Raw genomic sequence first — 12,675 nt, 5'->3', positions numbered from 1 at the left:
TTATGAGCGATGTAGAAGTAAAAAAGGAACGTTATAGCGATGAAGATCTAGCATACTTTAAAGAGTTAATTGAAGCTAAAATTAAAGATGCACAAGAGCAGTATGAGCTTATTAAAAGCTCCTATGCAAACGATGCTAATAATGGTACTGATGATACCGCACCACAATTCAAAGCATTTGATGAAGGTAGTGAGGTCATGAGCAAGGAAGCAAACGCGCAACTTGCGATTCGTCAAGAGAAATTTATAAGAGATCTTAAAAATGCTCTTATAAGAATTGAGAACAAAACGTACGGTATTTGCCGTAAACTAGGCAAAAAGATCAAGAAAGAACGCCTAGAACTTGTTCCACATGCCACTCTAAGTATAGAGGCTAAAAACATGCAATAACAAATTACTTCTCCCTAAATACAGGCCTTTTATGAGCTATCTGCATGGTATTACAAATCAGATAACTTGTAAAAGGTTTTTTTATACCAGTGTTTTAGTGTTGTTCGCTTTCGCGAAAGCGTACTCTCAAGACAACTCTTCAAATACTAGAGCTACAACATTTACCGCAGGTAACCTGCGCACCTTAATGATTGAACTTAATGAGTATGCCGAAATCCATTTACAAGCTTCTCAAACAACTAATATCTCCATAACGACAACACAACGTGGTGAATATAAAGAAGCCGTTGAACTCACTCATTATATTAAAAATGACACGGTATTTTTTAAAGATCCAATCTCAAATATCTATCAAAAACCTGATGATAAACTAGCTGCTCACAAAGTGACAGACGCAGTAGTAAAAATGGTAATACCACACGATATGAATCTAAATATTGTTGCGCAAAGTGCTTCAATCCATACACGAGGTTCATTTTCTTATATTCAGATTAATTGTACATCTGGGGCTATCACTATTGAAGACCCTAATTGCGACCTGGACATCACCAACATTCTAGGTTCTACGACTATTTATTGCGATTCTATTTCACCAGAAATTAGCCTAGGAAAAAAAGCAACGTTTATTGATAAAAGAAGAAAAAAACGCCCCAATAAAAATGGTGGTATCATTCAAACGTCTTCTGGGAATATTAGCATTTTAAATACAGAGGATAAGTAGTATTTTAGCAGTTCACAAAAGCCGTACATGAAATTATCAAAAGCATTACTTATTGTTTTGTCAGTTCTCCTACTGGATCAAATAAGTAAGATATATATTAAACTTAATTATCAACTAGCAAGTAATTCAAATGATGCCATACTAGATTGGGGTAAATTCAAATTAGTTTTTTATGAAAATGCTGGGGCAGCATGGGGAACCGAAATCCCAGGAGATTATGGTAAGATAATCTTAGTAGTTTTCAGAATTTTTGCTGTAATGGGAATAGGTTATTGGCTATGGAGCAGTATTAAAAAACACAGTCATAAAATACTAATCATATGCATATCATTAATTCTCGCTGGTGCGATAGGAAATATAATCGATAGTGTGTTCTATGGTGTGTTATTTTCTGACAGCTACCATGGTGTAGCAGAATTTTTACCAGAGGAAGGTGGATACGCTCCTATTTTCTATGGAAAGGTAGTAGACATGCTTTACTTCCCTTTATTTGATGGAACTTTTCCTAATTGGGTTCCAGGTATAGGAGGAAATAAATTTACATTTTTCAATGCTGTTTTTAATATTGCAGATAGTGCGATTACGATTGGTGTAATTCTGCTGCTACTTTTCAGTAAAAAAGCTTTTCCTAAAAATTAATTCTAGGAAGAAATCTTATTGAAAATTTCGAGTAAATTTGTTTTAGATAGTGGTTTTGTAATGAAATCACTTACAAGAGCGTGTTTCTTTGCTTTAGCAATTTCATTTTGATTAATACTAGAACTTACCACTAATAAATGTATTCCTTTTTCTTGTAAGGCAGCGGTGTGATCTTCTAAGACATCTAGTAATTCCCATCCATTCATGATAGGCATATTCAGATCTAATAAGACAACCTGCGGCGCCTCGATTTTATCTTTTAAAACGAGCTCAAAAAACTTTAATGCCTGATCACCATTCTCAAAAAGTACAAGTTCATCAACGAGATCATATTTATCTACAATCATACTCATCAAGCTCACATAGAGCCGATCATCATCAATAATACAAGCTTTTTTTAAAACGCTCATTTTTAAAATTTAATAGTAAACGACGTTCCTTTATTTAATTTGCTTTTTACCATGACATCACCACCTAAGCTTTCTACTTGATTTTTAAGAACAAATAAACCTATACCTTGTGACTCACCACTAGCATCAGTTGATTCAAACATTTTAAAGATATAATCTGCCTGTTTGTTCATATCTATACCGACGCCGTTATCTTTAAAAACCAATAGTTTCCTCTTATTTTTAACCTTCGTTCTTACCTTAATTCTAAGAGGTTCTTTTCTACTTCTAAATTTAATACTATTAGATATAAGTTGAATGAAAATATTTTTTAAAAACGAAGGCACATAATTTATCACGGATAGATCTGTGAAATCACTTTTAACTTTTGCATCAATAGCAAGAAGCTCTTCTTTAAACTCAAGTAAACACTCTTTGAAAATTGTTTCTAAGTTAACCCGTTGAACCTTTTTTTCTTCTATATTAATAGTAACGACTTGGTTAAGATGCTCCAATGTGGATGACAGGTTGTTGCTTATTTCGGTTAGATAGTTAAAGAAAGTATCTGTTTGTTGATCTTTATCTCTTATATCATTAAATGCATCTAAAGTAAGCTGTAAATTGCTAGCGTGAGATCTAAGGTTGTGCGAAACTATATGTGCAAAATGGACCAATCTATCATTTTGTTCTTGAATAAGTTTTGCTCTATTTTCAAGCTCATTGCCTCTTCTTACAAACCTATCAATACTGGTGAACACACCTCTAACCCCAACAATGTTATGCTCGCTATCATGTAAAGGTTTACCACTGGCCTTTGCCCAGAAGACATTACCATGATAATCTTTCATTTCAATATCGAGAACAAAGCTACCGCCATTGATACAAGAGTAAAACAGTTCTACTGCTTTCTTACGATCAGCAAAAAAACTGAGTGCAGAGTGAATGTCTAGATTATAGTTTTTAGGTATATCCAAAATATTTCTTCCAATATCATCGATATAACCTTCTCCTGTCTTTAAATTACCACTGTAAGCTCCAGTAACGGTAAGCTCTGCAGTTTCACTTAAAAAATATTCTTTATCCTCTAATAATTTTTTAAGAGGTTGATTGGATTTTTCTATCATCGTTCTTAGGGAAAAACGTGAATCTTATTTATTAGGAACAATTCCTTTAGAATCTAAAACTATGAATTAAATGTTAATTAACAAAAGTCAAAATTTAACTTAGGTAATATTTTTAATCATTCTTTGTTGTGTGGTATACTTTTTCTGGCGTAACAACCATATCTAATGCAGCATCCATGTCGTGAACATCCTCAATTTCATCTATTGGTTCAAAAAAAGAAATACCTATTTTTAATACGTTTGGTCGGCAATTGGCTAAAAACCTATCATAAAAACCTTTCCCGTAACCTACCCTGTAACCTTCTTGATCTGTTATTAATAAAGGAACAAAAACTACATCCATAAGATGATCACTAATTCTTTCTCCATTAATAGGCTCTGGGATTCCATATTTGTTTTCTTTTATTACAGTTTGCTCTTCTAATAAAATATTGATCATTTGAATAGAATCAAAATCACTATGACTAATAACAATATTTTTATCCTTGGACATAAGGATATTCATAATAGGTTGGGTATCGACTTCATTCCACTTCTTTATAGGTAGGAACAAATGGTAATAATCATAATGCCAAATATCTAATTGAAGTAAGTTATTAGCAATTTGAACGCTCTTGTGCTGCACCTCATCTGTAGATAAGGATAGGCGCTTTTTTTTATAAAGTTTACGTAACTGAGCCTTATTCATCTTTAGAAATATGAAAAATAGCATCGCCCTGATAAACTACTGGTCCATAATTAACATTGAGCAAGAAGGTATCATGCGGTGCTTTTATTTCATGTCGCAATTTTCCATACGGATCCGTAATACTAGCGATAATTTCATCTTTTTTTACTTTATCGCCTGCCAGAGCTTTAGGATGAATAAAGCCGGATTTTTTCGCTCTTAACCATGAAGATTTAGTAATCTCTACAGTAGTATGATTAACAGAAATATCCGGTAGACCTTCTGTTACCATATCTAAATGCTCTAAAACTCTTAAAACACCTTTTACAGCCTCGACGGCAATCGTTTTGTCGCTATCGCCTGATTTACCACCTTCATACAACAAATAAGGAATACCTTTTTTTGAACATGTTGCTCTAAAAGTTTTTGAAATATTACTTGAAAAGTACAAGCAAGGTGCGTTGAATACTTTTGCCAATTCAATAGATTTACTCTCTGCGGCATCAACTCTTAGGTGAGGTGCATTATAACGTTGAGCTCCACCGGTATGAAAATCCATAACAATATCAACTATTGGCAACACTTCATTAGAAAGTTGATAAGCAAAACGGCTAGCTAAAGAACCCTTTTTTGTTCCAGGAAAAACTCTATTCAAGTCTCTACCATCAGGAAACTCTCTTTTTAACTGCAAGAAACCAAAAATATTAACTACCGGAATACATATTATGGTCCCACGTTTAGGTTTGTTCCAGCCGTGCGCTATAATTTGACGCACAACCTCAATCCCGTTAATCTCATCGCCATGAATACCACCTGTAAGTAACACAACAGGTCCATCTAGTTCACCACGCTCAATAATGACTGGCACTTCAACTTCAGAAGTTGAATAAAGTTTTACTTTATTGAGATTGAGTGTATAACTATTACCTGCTTTAATTTCGGTTCCTAATATTCTCAATGCTTACATGTTTTTTTCTATGAACTTGATAATTTCACGAGCGATATTATACCCAGTCGCTCCTTCAATTCCTTCTAATCCAGGAGAACTGTTCACCTCGAGGACTAAAGGTCCTCGTGAACTTTGTAATAAATCAACACCACAAACCCCTAATCCTAGCGCTTTGGCCGCGGCAAGAGCCGTGCGTTCTTCTTCAGGAGTTAATTTAATTTTTGATGCTGTTCCACCACGATGTAAATTGGATCTAAACTCGCCTTTTTTGGCTTGTCTTTTCATCGCTCCTACCACTTTATTCCCAACCACAAAGGCTCTTAAATCGGCGCCACCAGCTTCTTTAATAAATTCCTGAATTATTACCCTTGTTCTTAGATCATTATGAGCATCTATAATGGCGTCTGCAGCCTCTAGAGATTCTGCTAGATTTACACCTATTCCTTGTGTCCCTTCTAGCACTTTGATGACTACTGGTGGTCCACCTACTTGCTCACAAATTTCATCTGTGTGTTCACCAAAATTAGTGAAAACCGTTTTGGGCATTCCCACACCGCTACGAGCTAGTTTTTGCAAACTTTGTAATTTATCTCTTGAGGTGACTAGCGCCTGACTACTCACAGTTGTAAAACAATTCATCATCTCAAATTGTCGTACAATAGCGGTTCCATAAAAAGTGATACTAGCTCCTATTCTAGGTATTACAGCATCTGGCACGGGTAATCTCTCACCGTGATAATAAACACTGGGCTTATGTTTTTCTAATTTTATATCGCAATGCAATACATTTATAGCCCTGGCTTTATGTCCTGCATTTTTTGCCTCTTCTAGTAATCGCTTTGTACTGTATAATGTGGTACTGCGTGATAGAATATCAATTTTCATTTTGTGAAAGTATAAAAGAAAGGTCTTGTAATTCGGTATCCACTACAAATTTCTTAGATAAAAATTTACGCCCTATTAAAACAGGGTACCTCATTTCCTTGCGATCGGATAGTGTAAGGGATATTACATAATGTTTTTTGAATAAGGTAATAATAGTTTTTACCTCATACCTTAATTGTGACTGACCGTTACTACTGCGTACTTGGGTAATTTCATACTCCTCAAAATACATTTTACGACCGTTGTACTTAGGATGTTCTGGATCAAGAAAATTTGCAGTAAGCGCACCGTCTTCCTCTCCAATATCAGTACAATAAATGGACGATGTATAAGCTCCTGTATCGATTTTTATATCAATATCTAGAAATCCAAGTTCAGGAAAATGAGCACGATCTGTGCGACCTATGGTTATTTTTTTTGTCAAGTATTTAAAATGATTTAAAAAATGGTTTCTGTTTCGCTTTCGCGAAAGCGAAATCAAGACATTCCATCACATATTACGAAAATTCGCGGCAAAAAAAGACAATTCTTCTCATATATTTATAATGATAACATTCCATTAACGCACACTAAAAATTTTGAGCAGAAATTTGAAAAAAAATTATAATGAATAAATTTTGGATTTTCCTTTTGTTAGTAGCCACTACTTTAAACGCTCAACAAGACTTATTGCAGTCTGGTCCTATGGTAGGATATTCTGCTTATCGAGAAGCCTTAATTTGGGTTCAAACTACACAGCCAGCTCAGGTCAAAATAGGTTATTATAAAGAAGGTGAACAAGAGGTTTTTACTCCGACAGTAACGACAAGTATTGAGGATGATTTTATTGCAAAACTATATCCTAGACAGGTAGAATTTGGTACTCAGTATACCTATAAATTATACATCAATAATGTACATGTACCTAGAGATTACAAGTTGTCATTCAAAACGCAGGCATTATGGCAATATCGTACAGAACCGCCTAACTTTTCATTTGCTATAGGCTCATGTGCTTTTATAAATGAAAAGAAAGACGACAGGCCTAGTCCTTATGGAGGTGGTTATGAAATATTTAATAGTATACTCGCAAAACAGCCTGATTTTATGCTATGGACTGGTGATAATACTTATTTACGCACACCTGATTTTATGACTGAAACAGGAATACGCCATCGTCATAGACATACTCGCAGTACTCCAGAACTACAACCTCTTTTAGGTAGTGTACATCACTATGCTACATGGGACGATCATGATTATGGCCCTAATAATGCAGACAGGAGTTATGTAAATAAACATATTGCAGAAAAAGCCTTTAACGATTACTGGGGTAATCTTAATACAAATGCTGCTGGTAATGGTGGTGTAGCCCAACACTTTTCCTGGGCCGATGTTGAAGTATTCATGCTAGACAACAGGTATCATAGAGCTCCTAATGATAGTAGAGAAAAAAACAAAGCTTATTTTGGAATGGAGCAAGTTAATTGGTTAATCGACGCTCTTCAAAATAGTCGTGCTCCTTTTAAGATTATCGTGAGTGGTGGTCAGGTTGTGAGCGATGCTGCAAAGTTTGAAAACTATGCTACCTATCCTGAGGAAAGAGATTATTTATTCAAGCGTTTACATGAAGAAAGAATAAGTGGTGTTTTATTTATGAGTGGTGATAGGCATCACACAGAAATATCTAGACTAGAACGAGAAAACGCCTATCCTCTTATCGACATTACTTGTTCTCCATTGACCTCTGGAACACATGCTGCGAGAGACGAAGGAAACACACTTCAGGTGAAAGGCAAGACTTTTTATGAAAAAAACTTTGGGATTGTAGAAGTGAGTGGACCGCGTAAAGAACGCAAATTAGTCCTCACTATATATGACCAAAAAGGTAAAAAAGTATTTGACTATAGCATTACCGCAAAAGAATTGAGATATTAGAAAAGTAGTCCTAGCGGCACTACTTTTCTAATGCCTGCTCTAGGTCCTTTATTAAATCCTCAACATCTTCTATACCTATACTTAAACGAATAAGGGAATCCACTACACCAGTCTTTTCTCTTTCTTCCTTAGGAATACTTCCATGGGTCATTGTAACAGGATGACCAGCCAAGGATTCAATGCCTCCTAGGGATTCGGCTAGGGTAAATAAATGTAGATTTTCTAAAATGGTAAGCGCACTTTCTTTGGTATCATTTTTAGTACTGAAAGATATCATACCGCCGAAGTCTCTCATTTGACTGCTGGCAATTTCATGATTAGGATGACTTTTAAGACCAGGCCAGTATACCTTATCAACTTTAGAATGAGATTGAAGGAAGTTAGCAATTTGAGCAGCATTTTCACAGTGCCGTTGCATGCGCACATGCAGCGTTTTAATACCACGCAACACTAGAAAACAATCTTGCGGACCAGGAATGGCTCCGCTTGCATTTTGAATAAAGTACAGTTTTTTAGCAAGTATTTCGTCATCAACCACAAGAGCGCCCAAAACCACATCACTATGACCACCTAAATATTTAGTTGCGCTATGCATTACTATATGAGCACCTAGCTCGATAGGGTTTTGAAGATAGGGCGTTGCAAATGTATTATCAACCACTACGAGTATATCTCTACTCTCTGTCAGTGTAGCTATAGCACGTATATCAATTATACTCATAGTAGGATTTGTAGGTGTTTCTACCCATATCATTTTGGTAGCGCTTGTGATATGCTCCTCAATTAAATGAGCATCTTTCATATCTACAAACTTGAATTTAACACCTAATTGTTCAAAAATTTGGGTGAATAATCGATAAGATCCACCATAAAGGTCACTAGTGGAAATGACTTCATCTCCTGGTTTTAATAATTTAAGAACCGCGTCTATGGCCGCCATACCTGATCCAAAGGTTATTCCGTACTGAGCATTCTCTATACTAGCAATGGCATTTTCTAGCGCTGTTCTAGTAGGATTTGCACTACGTGAATAAGCATAACCTTTATTTTTACCTGGACTCGATTGTTTGTAGGATGTTGTTTGATATATGGGTGGCATTACAGCATTATAAGCTGGATCGATATTTTTTTGACCACCATGTATAGCTTTGGTATTGAATTTCATTTTCTCTTTTTCTAACTTGTGGTTGAAGATAACAAATTGCTATTATAGCGTGGCAATTGATGATTATTACGCTTTCGCGAAAGCGTATACCTTTCTATTTCAATACATAAAATTATATCATAATTCACATTAAGCTAGCGTACCTTTGCAACATGGAAAATAGATTCATTTATTTAAATACATGTAATACATGTAAACGTATTCAGAAAGAGTTGCATCTACCTGAATCTGTTATTCTTCAAAATACCAAAGAAGAACCTGTGACTGAAGAACAAGTGGATTTTTTAAAAGATCAAGCAGGATCTTATGAAGCCTTATTTAATAGAAGATCCCAACAGTACAGAGGTCGTGGTTTACATGAACAAGAGTTATCTGAAAAAGACTATAGATCACTATTGCTGGATCATTACTCCTTTATTAAACGCCCTATTCTAATACTTGATGGAGTTGCTTTTATAGGAAATAGTAAGAAAACTGTAGCAGCAGCTGCACAAGCACTTGGAAATGAGTAAAAGAGCAATTGCTATTGTATGTGCTTTTCTAGTCGCACTTTTTTACGCGTTTAATTTTACCGCAGCCAAAGAGGTTACTCCTGCACATATAGGTCCTTACGGGCTTACTTTGTACCGTGTTTTAATTACCGGACTAATATTCTGGGGTTTAAGTTTTGTTTTTGCTCCTAGAACAAAAATGACCTTAAAGGAGCTTGCTCATATTGCATTGGCAGCTTTTTGCGGTGTGGGATTTAACATGCTTACCTTTATGAAAGGTTTGTCGCTTACATCACCTATAAGCGCAGCAGTTTTAATGGTTACTACTCCTATTTTGGTTCTTGTATTAAGCGCAATATTTCTTAAAGAAAAATTATTTGGGATTCGTATACTTGGGATTTTAATAGGTTTTTCTGGTGCTACTTTTCTTATTTTACAATCAACTGGTATAGGAGCAGATGCTTCAAACCCAACACTGGGGAATTTTTTGATTTTTGTAAATGCTCTTAGTTATGCGTTTTACATTATTCTAGCAAAAAAGCTCACACAGAAATACCATGTTCTAATCTTACTTAGGTGGCTGTATTTCTTTGGAGTATTATTTATTTTACCATTTGGCTATAATGAGGTTGTTACATTTGATATAAGTAGCGCCAGCTGGGAAACTTTAATGTTTATAGGTTACGTGATTGTGTTTGCTACATTAGGAACTTATGGTCTTAATATTATAGCGATCAAAAACCTAAAACCTAGTGTAGTAGCCGTGTTTGTCTATTTACAACCTTTACTGGCGACTATTATCGCTGTAAGTTTAGATAAGGATACTATTACCTGGCAAAAAATAGCCGCTGGGATAATGATTTTTTCTGGAGTGTTTTTAAGCAGTTTAAAGCAAAAGCAAAAAATCAGGACGACTTAACTAGCTCATCATGCAATGCAGCTGCCCATTGAACTGCATCAAGTAAACTTTGGAAGGTTTTGAATTTAGATTTCATGAACAAAGATTCAAGCTTTGCATTCTGTGTACCAACACTTGAATCGGTAACAACGGCATAACCTTTTAGAGAGAAAGTATGCATGAAAAATTTAAGCCAATCTACTGGCTTTACGTCATACTTATTAATCCTATTTGTTATGTATATTAAATTGCTACCATCGGTTTGATCGTAAAAATCAGTTACCTCTTCAATAACTAATTTTGCATGAGTCCAAGAAAAGGTAATACCTTCATCAACTTCGGCAATGACAAATTTTTCAAACAAGTAGAACTTACCAAAAGGAAAATGAAGTTCCTTTAGCACCGAAGGATAAAATGGTGATTGTTCAACTGACTGCATATCTGCAATTTAATAGAATTGCCTGTTTTAAGCAAATAATATCATCGAACAAATCACCACTTTTATCTAATCAACTGATAAGATCATTAGGAGCTTGACCATGTGAACGAGTATCTTCTCGTGTTAACCATTTAAAATCATCTGCTCGTTCCACATTATTAATCTTCTGCAACAATTCATCGGGTAAAGCCGTCATTCGACGTGACGATAGATCCATCCATGCACCCATCATTGTTCCTCTAGTAAGGTTACGACCTTTATAATCGTAAAAATTGTGTCTGAAACTGAATAAACTACCGTCTTCACTTAGACCAATAAGCTCACAAGTAACTGTTATTGGTTTCCCTTGATGAACTTCTTTAAAATAAAAAATATTCTCATTAAAGATGACAGGACCTATATTGTGCTCATGCATTTCTCGTTGTCCAAATCCCATTTCAATGAGATAACCCATACGGGTATGACTCATAAAGTTTTGATAGGCACTATTTGCTAGATGCCTATTGGCATCTATATCGCTCCATCTTACATCAAATTCTTTTTTGTACATTTTTTATTAGTTTAAATGATTAAATTCCGGCGACTTCACAGCCGAATTATCTTTTAATTTCTTCATGGCTTTCCATAGAAAATAAGCCGTAATTAAAGTGGAACTTATATCTGCAATAGGAAAACTTATCCAAACTCCTGTTTCTCCAAAAAAATTGGGTAAAATCAAAAGTAAAGGAATTAAGATAATCGCAGTTCGTAGTAGGGTGAGCAATAAAGCAGGTATTGCTTTACCTATTGCTTGATAGTAAGCCGCTCCAATTAATTGTATACTTATAATAGGCAAGGAAAGAAAAACAAGACCCAACGCAAATGAAGTACGATCAATCACTTGTTGGGTGTCTGTAAAAACATCTCCTATAAAATCCGTATTTAAAATTAATAATAGGAAAATGATAGTTCCTAAAATACAAGCCCAAATAATACTTGTGAAAATCACCTCTCTTACACGGTCATACTTCTTTGCTCCATAATTAAATCCAGCAATAGGTAAAAAACCTTGAGTAATTCCAAGTACAGGGAACAATGCAAACATCATCATTCTACCTATAATTCCAAATACAGCAACACTTTCTTCGCCACCCAGCTCAAACAATATGTTATTTAAAATTAAGTAAAGCACACTGGTAGTTGCTTGTCTGGATAAGGAAACAAAACCCAAAGCTCCTATTTCTCTTATTATTGAAAAGTTAGGCACAAAATCTTTAATTGAGCACAGCAATTCACTTTTACCAGAAATAAAAAAACCGGCTACGTAAAGAAAGCATAATCCATAACTCGCCGTGGTAGCCCATGCGGCACCCATCATTCCCCAACCTAAATACTTAATAAAGACGTAATCCAGCAGCAGGTTACCTATAGAAGGAATAAGCATGGCTATCATTGCGTGAATAGGAGCTCCTTCAGCTCTTATGACATTATTCCCCATCATGCACATAGCAAGAATAGGCACTCCATAAAGTACAATGCGATAGTAAATAGCAGCAGGTTCGTAGATGGCTCCTTTTCCACCAAATGCAGGTACTAAATTCTCAATAAATAACAACCCAACAACAACCAAGACTACGGTTATTATTAAGGTGATGCTTATCATATTACCAAAGGTCGTTTTGGCCTTTGAATAATTATTATCACCCATTGCTCGGGATATAATACTTGAGCCTCCTATACCGATCGCCATTCCCAAAGCGGCTATAAAAAAAGATACTGGCAGAACGACGTTTATCGCTGCAATGGCGACATCTCCAATCCAATTACCTACAAAAATGGTATCTACTAAAATATTTAAGGACATTACAAGAATTCCAATACTTGCAGGAATTGCTTGTTTTATCAATAATCCTTTAATTGGTAAAATACCTAAAGACTGTGATTTATTATGTGCTACAGAGGTTTGGGACATGGCGCACAAAGTTACAGCACGAGTAGCACTCTTGTCTTATAAGAATGTTAT

16 protein-coding genes are annotated in these 12,675 nt (G+C 35.3%); 6 read left to right on the top strand and 10 right to left on the bottom strand.

Going from position 1 to position 12,675, the window contains the following annotated elements; all coding sequences use genetic code 11:
- The first annotated feature begins 2 nt into the window (after positions 1–2).
- Genes HCN53_RS10380 through HCN53_RS10370 form a run of 3 tightly spaced genes read left to right on the top strand, consistent with a single transcriptional unit; the run spans position 3 to position 1,749 of the window.
- The gene (locus HCN53_RS10380; RefSeq protein WP_042276339.1) at positions 3–389 is read left to right on the top strand and encodes a TraR/DksA family transcriptional regulator; all 387 of its coding nucleotides are present in this window, start codon (positions 3–5) and stop codon (positions 387–389) included.
- A 31-nt stretch (positions 390–420) separates the two neighbouring features.
- Complete coding sequence (locus tag HCN53_RS10375; RefSeq protein WP_167342895.1) at positions 421–1,110, top strand: hypothetical protein; 690 nt, start codon at positions 421–423, stop codon at positions 1,108–1,110.
- A gap of 27 nt (positions 1,111–1,137) precedes the next feature.
- Positions 1,138–1,749 (top strand): lipoprotein signal peptidase, encoded by a 612-nt coding sequence (locus HCN53_RS10370; RefSeq protein WP_167342894.1) that lies wholly within the window; start codon positions 1,138–1,140, stop codon positions 1,747–1,749.
- A 2-nt stretch (positions 1,750–1,751) separates the two neighbouring features.
- Here HCN53_RS10370 and HCN53_RS10365 read toward each other — a convergent pair whose 3' ends face one another.
- The 6 genes from HCN53_RS10365 to HCN53_RS10340 all read right to left on the bottom strand — a co-directional run bounded on the left by HCN53_RS10365 (position 1,752) and on the right by HCN53_RS10340 (position 6,187).
- Positions 1,752–2,159, bottom strand: a complete 408-nt coding sequence (locus HCN53_RS10365; protein ID WP_167342893.1) for a response regulator — start codon at positions 2,157–2,159, stop codon at positions 1,752–1,754.
- A gap of 2 nt (positions 2,160–2,161) precedes the next feature.
- Positions 2,162–3,262, bottom strand: a complete 1,101-nt coding sequence (locus HCN53_RS10360) for a sensor histidine kinase (protein ID WP_167342892.1) — start codon at positions 3,260–3,262, stop codon at positions 2,162–2,164.
- A 112-nt stretch (positions 3,263–3,374) separates the two neighbouring features.
- Entirely contained in the window at positions 3,375–3,950 is a 576-nt protein-coding gene (locus HCN53_RS10355; protein WP_167342891.1) for a 5-formyltetrahydrofolate cyclo-ligase, read from the bottom strand.
- On the bottom strand, positions 3,943–4,887 hold the full coding sequence (locus HCN53_RS10350) for a succinylglutamate desuccinylase/aspartoacylase family protein (protein ID WP_167342890.1): 945 nt from the start codon (positions 4,885–4,887) through the stop codon (positions 3,943–3,945). The genes HCN53_RS10355 and HCN53_RS10350 overlap by 8 nt, the downstream gene beginning before the upstream one ends.
- Positions 4,888–4,890: 3 nt before the next feature.
- Entirely contained in the window at positions 4,891–5,763 is an 873-nt protein-coding gene (rimK, locus tag HCN53_RS10345) for a 30S ribosomal protein S6--L-glutamate ligase (RefSeq protein WP_060523344.1), read from the bottom strand.
- The gene (locus tag HCN53_RS10340) at positions 5,753–6,187 is read right to left on the bottom strand and encodes an ATP-dependent zinc protease (RefSeq protein WP_042277260.1); all 435 of its coding nucleotides are present in this window, start codon (positions 6,185–6,187) and stop codon (positions 5,753–5,755) included. Before HCN53_RS10340 ends, rimK begins: the two co-directional genes overlap by 11 nt.
- A gap of 182 nt (positions 6,188–6,369) precedes the next feature.
- On the opposite strand from HCN53_RS10340, the gene HCN53_RS10335 reads away from it, so the two are divergent.
- Positions 6,370–7,680, top strand: coding sequence for an alkaline phosphatase D family protein (locus HCN53_RS10335; RefSeq protein WP_167342889.1), 1,311 nt, complete (start codon positions 6,370–6,372; stop codon positions 7,678–7,680).
- Between the two features lie 19 nt (positions 7,681–7,699).
- Here the strand turns inward: HCN53_RS10335 and HCN53_RS10330 are convergent, their stop codons facing one another.
- A complete protein-coding gene (locus tag HCN53_RS10330) occupies positions 7,700–8,845 on the bottom strand; it encodes a trans-sulfuration enzyme family protein (protein WP_167342888.1) in 1,146 nt (381 codons plus the stop codon).
- 152 nt (positions 8,846–8,997) lie between these two features.
- On the opposite strand from HCN53_RS10330, the gene HCN53_RS10325 reads away from it, so the two are divergent.
- Positions 8,998–9,357 (top strand): arsenate reductase family protein, encoded by a 360-nt coding sequence (locus tag HCN53_RS10325; RefSeq protein ID WP_042276359.1) that lies wholly within the window; start codon positions 8,998–9,000, stop codon positions 9,355–9,357.
- Complete coding sequence (locus tag HCN53_RS10320; RefSeq protein WP_167342887.1) at positions 9,350–10,255, top strand: DMT family transporter; 906 nt, start codon at positions 9,350–9,352, stop codon at positions 10,253–10,255. Before HCN53_RS10325 ends, HCN53_RS10320 begins: the two co-directional genes overlap by 8 nt.
- On the opposite strand, the gene HCN53_RS10315 is transcribed toward HCN53_RS10320, so the two are convergent.
- The 3 genes from HCN53_RS10315 to HCN53_RS10305 form a co-directional block, all read right to left on the bottom strand.
- Positions 10,242–10,673, bottom strand: coding sequence for a hypothetical protein (locus tag HCN53_RS10315; protein WP_167342886.1), 432 nt, complete (start codon positions 10,671–10,673; stop codon positions 10,242–10,244). The two genes, HCN53_RS10320 and HCN53_RS10315, sit on opposite strands and share 14 nt — an antisense overlap.
- Before the next feature lie 70 nt (positions 10,674–10,743).
- Positions 10,744–11,223 (bottom strand): acyl-CoA thioesterase, encoded by a 480-nt coding sequence (locus HCN53_RS10310; protein ID WP_105017713.1) that lies wholly within the window; start codon positions 11,221–11,223, stop codon positions 10,744–10,746.
- Between the two features lie 6 nt (positions 11,224–11,229).
- Entirely contained in the window at positions 11,230–12,624 is a 1,395-nt protein-coding gene (locus tag HCN53_RS10305) for an MATE family efflux transporter (RefSeq protein WP_167342885.1), read from the bottom strand.
- Between the last annotated feature and the right edge of the window lie 51 nt (positions 12,625–12,675).

Origin of the sequence: Nonlabens sp. SY33080 (genome assembly GCF_011784885.1) — a bacterium.
Lineage (GTDB): Bacteria > Bacteroidota > Bacteroidia > Flavobacteriales > Flavobacteriaceae > Nonlabens > Nonlabens tegetincola.
Note: the sequence above shows the minus strand (reverse complement) of the source record. Positions and strands in the feature narration are given on the sequence as shown.

Excerpts from the sequence above, each read along its gene's own strand:
- HCN53_RS10320 (WP_167342887.1), top strand. The coding sequence starts at position 9,350 with ATGAGTAAAAGAGCAATTGCTATTGTATGTGCTTTTCTAGTCGCACTT.
- HCN53_RS10360 (WP_167342892.1), bottom strand. The coding sequence starts at position 3,262 with ATGATAGAAAAATCCAATCAACCTCTTAAAAAATTATTAGAGGATAAA.
- HCN53_RS10315 (WP_167342886.1), bottom strand. The coding sequence starts at position 10,673 with ATGCAGTCAGTTGAACAATCACCATTTTATCCTTCGGTGCTAAAGGAA.
- HCN53_RS10305 (WP_167342885.1), bottom strand. The coding sequence starts at position 12,624 with ATGTCCCAAACCTCTGTAGCACATAATAAATCACAGTCTTTAGGTATT.
- HCN53_RS10355 (WP_167342891.1), bottom strand. The coding sequence starts at position 3,950 with ATGAATAAGGCTCAGTTACGTAAACTTTATAAAAAAAAGCGCCTATCC.
- HCN53_RS10325 (WP_042276359.1), top strand. The coding sequence starts at position 8,998 with ATGGAAAATAGATTCATTTATTTAAATACATGTAATACATGTAAACGT.
- HCN53_RS10370 (WP_167342894.1), top strand. The coding sequence starts at position 1,138 with ATGAAATTATCAAAAGCATTACTTATTGTTTTGTCAGTTCTCCTACTG.
- HCN53_RS10380 (WP_042276339.1), top strand. The coding sequence starts at position 3 with ATGAGCGATGTAGAAGTAAAAAAGGAACGTTATAGCGATGAAGATCTA.
- rimK (WP_060523344.1), bottom strand. The coding sequence starts at position 5,763 with ATGAAAATTGATATTCTATCACGCAGTACCACATTATACAGTACAAAG.
- HCN53_RS10330 (WP_167342888.1), bottom strand. The coding sequence starts at position 8,845 with ATGAAATTCAATACCAAAGCTATACATGGTGGTCAAAAAAATATCGAT.
- HCN53_RS10365 (WP_167342893.1), bottom strand. The coding sequence starts at position 2,159 with ATGAGCGTTTTAAAAAAAGCTTGTATTATTGATGATGATCGGCTCTAT.
- HCN53_RS10375 (WP_167342895.1), top strand. The coding sequence starts at position 421 with ATGAGCTATCTGCATGGTATTACAAATCAGATAACTTGTAAAAGGTTT.
- HCN53_RS10335 (WP_167342889.1), top strand. The coding sequence starts at position 6,370 with ATGAATAAATTTTGGATTTTCCTTTTGTTAGTAGCCACTACTTTAAAC.
- HCN53_RS10310 (WP_105017713.1), bottom strand. The coding sequence starts at position 11,223 with ATGTACAAAAAAGAATTTGATGTAAGATGGAGCGATATAGATGCCAAT.